This window comes from Sphingomonas sp. FUKUSWIS1 (genome assembly GCF_000733135.1).
In the GTDB taxonomy this organism is placed as follows: domain Bacteria; phylum Pseudomonadota; class Alphaproteobacteria; order Sphingomonadales; family Sphingomonadaceae; genus Sphingomonas; species Sphingomonas aerolata.
This window is the reverse complement of record NZ_JPJC01000258.1, coordinates 58,557-63,380: the sequence shown is the minus strand read 5'-3', so window position 1 is coordinate 63,380 and position 4,824 is coordinate 58,557. Positions and strand designations below refer to the sequence as shown.

Here is a 4,824-nt window from a genome sequence, read left to right as displayed (position 1 = left end):
CACCCCCTGCCCCCTCCCGCCTGCGGGAGGGGGAGAAAGTCAGGCCGCCATCGTGAACGGTTCAAGCCCGGCGAGCTTGGTCCGCACCTCGGGCCGCGAGACCGCGCGCGGTTCGAGCCCGCGCACACCGTCCGCCATCGCCTTGATATGCGCAGGGGTCGAGCCACAGCAGCCGCCGAGCACGTTGACCTGCTTGGCCACCGCCCATTCGCCGACCAGCCCGGCGGTCGTCGCCGGCATCTCGTCATATTCGCCGAGTTCGTTGGGCAGCCCGGCGTTCGGGTAGATCATGATCAGCGTGTCGGCGATGCCGGACAGGGTCTTCACATGCGGCCGCAGCTGCTCCGCACCGAACGAGCAGTTGAGCCCGATCGTGATCGGCTTGGCATGGCGCACCGCATGCCAGAACGCCTCGACCGTATGCCCCGACAGGTTGCGCCCCGACAGGTCGGTCAGCGTCATCGACAGCATGATCGGCACGTCGCGCCCGAGATCGTCGCCCGCCTCGATCGCGGCCATGATCCCGGCCTTGGCGTTGAGCGTATCGAACACCGTCTCGATCAGGATGAAGTCGACGCCGACCCCCTCGCCGCCTTCGAGCAACGCGTCGATCTGTTCGCGGTAGACGCCCTTCAGGTAATCGAAATCGATCTCGCGATAGCCGGGATCGTTGACGTCGGGGGACAGCGACAGCGTCTTGTTCGTCGGCCCGATCGCGCCGGCCACGAACCGCGGCCGGCCGTCCTTCGCCTCATATTCGGTCGCAAGCGCCCGTGCGATCTTCGCGCTTTCGACGTTGATCGCGCGGACCAGATGCTCGGCGCCGTAATCCGCCTGGCTGATGATGTTCGCGCTGAACGTATTGGTCGACACAATGTCCGACCCCGCGTCGAGATATTCGCGCGTGATCGTCTGGGGCACGTCCGGCCTGGTGATCGCCAGAATGTCGTTGTTGCCCTTCTGGTCGTGGCTGAGCCCGAGGTCGCCCGCATAGGCCGCCTCGTCGAGCTTCCAGTTCTGGATCTCGGTGCCGAATGCGCCGTCGGTGATCAGGATGCGCTTGGCGGCTTCCGCGTTGAAACGTTCACGTGGTGTCATCGATTGGACTCCCCCCTCCCGCCTGCGGGAGGGGTGATGAATTATGCCGCGGCGACCTTTTCGCTCGGCTTCGCGCGGACGCCGAGCATGTGACAGATAGCATAGGCGAGTTCGGCGCGGTTGAGCGTGTAGAAGTGGAAATCCTTCACGCCCCCCGCATAGAGCCGCCGGCACATCTCGGCCGCGATCGTCGCCGCGACCAGCTGTCGGGCCGCCGGATGATCGTCGAGCCCCTCGAACAGCCGGTCCATCCAGGCCGGAATCTCCGCCCCGCACGCGTTCGCGAACTTGCGCGTCTGCGCGACGTTCGAGACCGGCAGGATACCGGGCAGGATCTGCGCGGTGATTCCCGCTGCGGCCACCCGGTCGCGGAACCGGAAATAGGCTTCCGGCGAGAAGAAGAACTGCGTGATCGCCCGCGTCGCGCCCGCATCGAGCTTGCGCTTCAGGTTGTCGAGATCGACGTCATGCCCGCCGGATTCGGGGTGGCATTCGGGATAGGCCGCGACCGAAATCTCGAACGGATGCAGCCGTGCCAGTCCGGCGACCAGCGCGGCCGCATTCTCATACCCGCCGGGATGCGCCTGATAGGGCTGACCCAGCGTCGGCATGTCGCCGCGCAGGGCGACGATGTGCCGTACGCCGGCTGCCCAATATTCCTCGGCGACCTGGTCGATCTCGGCCTTGGTCGCCTCGACGCAGGTCAGGTGTGCGGCGGCGTTCATCGACGTTTCGCGCTGGATCCGCGCGACGGTCGCGTGCGTCCGCTCGCGCGTCGACCCGCCCGCGCCATAGGTCACCGACACGAAATCGGGACCGAGCGGCTCCAGCGTGCGGATCGCGTCCCACAGCTGGGCGTCCATCTTCTCGCTCTTGGGCGGGAAGAACTCGAAGCTGATCCCCACGTCGCCCGCGAGGTCGGCAAAGAGCGGTTCTTCGAGCGCACGACGCGCCTCGGCCAGTTGGGGAATAGTGATTGTCGTCATGCCGCCTTCACCTCACGCAAACTCAGGCCAATTCTGCGGCCGAGCCATAATTTCACCGTCAGCTCACCGCCCTCGAGCGTCTCGACCCGCGCGGTCTGCAAACCGGCCGCATCGAACCAAGCCGTCATCTGATCGTCGGCAAAGCCGAGACGCGTATGCGCATCGCTCAGCCGCAATTCCTCGCGGTCGTGGCTCGCGAAATCCGCGATCAGCAACCGCCCGCCCGGTGCCAACACGCGTGCCGCCTCGCGGACCGCGGCGCCCGGCTGCTGCGCGAAATGGAGCACGTGATGCAGGATCGCGACGTCCGCCGCCCCGTCGTCGAGCGGCAGCGCGTACAGATCCGCCTGCCGCAATTCGGCATGCGCCATGTCGTGCAGCTTGGCGCGCGCCAGACGCAGCATTTCCGAGCTGCGATCGATCCCCAGCGCCAGTCGGGCATGTCCACCGAACAGCTCGAGCATCCGACCCGTCCCCGTGCCGATGTCGATCAGCGTACCGACCCGCGCATCGCCGAGCATCGCCGCCATCGCCGCCTCGACCTCGCTTTCGGCGACGTGCAGCGAACGGATCGCATCCCACTCGTCGGCATGCCCCTCGAACCACGCCGCCGCGCTCGCGGCCCGGTCCGCGCGCACCGCAGCAAGCCGCGCCGCGTCGGCAACCGCCCAGTGATCGGGTTCTGCCTTAGCCCAGCTATCGAGAGCGGCAGCGACCGGGTCGACGACATCGCTGCGCCCCACGCCGACGAATACCCAGCTACCCTCCTTGCGACGCTCCGCCAGACCGGCATCGCACAGGATCTTCACATGGCGCGACACGCGTGGCTGGCTCTGCCCGAGCACCTGTGCGAGTTCGCCGACTGAGAGCTCCATGCGGCGCAAAAGCGCGAGAATGCGCAATCGGGTCGCATCCGCCATCGCACGGAAGATTTCGAGCGCCATCGTCATGGGAAGTCATATAAAGAATTCTTTATATGAGGTCAACGCAGGCCGTAGCGTGTCGTTAGAGGAACGCTGGCCCCAGGCACGTCCCGACGTCGACGGATCGGAAACGCTTGGTCCGCGTTCGAACACGCGATGAACTGGAAAGCGTCCGGCTCACAAGCGTCAGGTCCACCCGGATCGACGCCGAATTTGATGATGGGAGTGTTATTCATGAAGAAGTTTCTGATCCCCGCGCTGGTCCTGACGGCCGGCCTCGCAGCGTGCAGCAACAATGCGCAGAACGAGACCGCGGAAGCGGCGAACGCCATCGCGGCCGACGCAAGCGCGACGACCCAGAACGCGGTTGCCGATGTCGATGCCGCCAGCGATCGTGCGCTCGGCTCGGCTGAGGCGTCGCTCGACAATGCCGGTGCGCGCATGGACAACGCCGCTGACCGTCTCGACGCCAGCGCCGATCGCGCGGGCGAGCGCGCAGAGGCCAATGCCGACCGTGCGGGTGCCGCGATCAACAACAGCGCCGACCGCGCAGCAGACGCGACGGGTAACGCACTGACCCGCGCCGGCAACGCGATCAAGGACTAATCCCCGTCACGGATCGCCCCGCACCGCGTCGTCCGACCGCGATCCGGTCGATGGTCCTGCGCTCCCGGCCTGTCTGGTCCGGACGAGGACTATCAACGGGACTCCCGTCTGGCGGCCGGCTCGGGGCGGTTCTGTCGCTCGCCCTGCTGGGCGCCTGTTCCCAGACTCCGGAACACCCCGGCGCGGTCACGCGGGACGAGGCAGCGCAACTCAACGATGCCGCGACCATGCTCGACGCGAACAGCATGCGCCCCGACGGCCTACCCCCTGTTGGCAACTCGACGGCCAACGGCACGACACCGTCCCCTTCCTCTTCGCAAAGCGACCAGCCTCAATGATGAATCGCCGCCTCGGCTCGACCGATCTCAAGATCGCCCCCCTCGTTCTCGGGGGGAATGTGTTCGGATGGACAGCGGACAAGACCGCCAGCTTTGCGGTCCTCGACGCGTTCGTCGCGGGTGGCGGGACGATGATCGACACTGCCGACATGTATTCGTCATGGGTAGACGGCCATGAGGGTGGCGAATCCGAAACGATGATCGGCGACTGGCTGCGGACTAGCGGCAGGCGCGATGACGTACTGATCGCGACCAAGGTCGGCATGTTGCCGGGTGAAGGTGGCGAAAAGCTCCAGCCGGCGCGTATCGCGGCAGCGGCCGAAGCATCGCTCAAGCGTCTCGGCACGGATCGCATCGATCTCTATTACGCGCATCAGGATGACGACACGGTGCCGCAGGAGGCTGTCCTCGAGGCCTTCGGCAAGCTCGTCGATGCCGGAAAGGTGCGCGTCATCGGCGCGTCGAACTTCCACGCCGCACGCCTGAAATCCGCGGTGGATGCCGCAAAGGCCAGCGACCTGCCGCGCTATCATGTCCTCCAACCCGAATATAATCTCGTCAGCCGCGACAAGTTCGAAGGCGAATTGCAGGACTATTGCGTGACCGAAAATATTGGCGTTCTTCCCTATTACGGTCTCGCGTCAGGCTTCCTCACCGGCAAATACCGCACGCCCGACGATCTGGGCGCAAGCGTTCGCGGCGGTGGCATGCGCGACCTCCTCGACGGAAAGGGGAAGGCAGTCCTCGAGGCGATGGATGCGGTCGTCTCTGACACGGCCGCCAGCCACGCGCAGGTCGCGCTCGCGTGGCTCCTGGCACAGCCCGGGATCACCGCACCGATTGCGAGTGCGACCAGCGCGCGTCAGATCGAGG

5 protein-coding genes are annotated in these 4,824 nt (G+C 66.1%); 2 read left to right on the top strand and 3 right to left on the bottom strand.

What is annotated here, in order from left to right:
* Positions 1–39 precede the first annotated feature (39 nt).
* From sphsw_RS16635 to sphsw_RS16625, 3 genes are read right to left on the bottom strand one after another with little or no spacing between them, the layout of a single operon-like run.
* A complete protein-coding gene (locus sphsw_RS16635) occupies positions 40–1,098 on the bottom strand; it encodes a homocysteine S-methyltransferase family protein (RefSeq protein ID WP_031396518.1) in 1,059 nt (352 codons plus the stop codon).
* 41 nt (positions 1,099–1,139) lie between these two features.
* Entirely contained in the window at positions 1,140–2,084 is a 945-nt protein-coding gene (gene metF / locus sphsw_RS16630; protein ID WP_031441609.1) for a methylenetetrahydrofolate reductase [NAD(P)H], read from the bottom strand.
* On the bottom strand, positions 2,081–3,034 hold the full coding sequence (locus sphsw_RS16625) for an ArsR/SmtB family transcription factor (protein WP_031441608.1): 954 nt from the start codon (positions 3,032–3,034) through the stop codon (positions 2,081–2,083). The genes metF and sphsw_RS16625 overlap by 4 nt, the downstream gene beginning before the upstream one ends.
* A 207-nt stretch (positions 3,035–3,241) precedes the next feature.
* Between sphsw_RS16625 and sphsw_RS16620 the strand changes: the two genes are divergently transcribed.
* Together sphsw_RS16620 and sphsw_RS16615 are read left to right on the top strand one after the other, a co-directional pair.
* Entirely contained in the window at positions 3,242–3,613 is a 372-nt protein-coding gene (locus tag sphsw_RS16620) for a hypothetical protein (RefSeq protein ID WP_031396521.1), read from the top strand.
* 334 nt (positions 3,614–3,947) lie between these two features.
* Positions 3,948–4,824: aldo/keto reductase (locus sphsw_RS16615; protein WP_031441607.1), on the top strand; the 877-nt coding region annotated here is incomplete at its 3' end.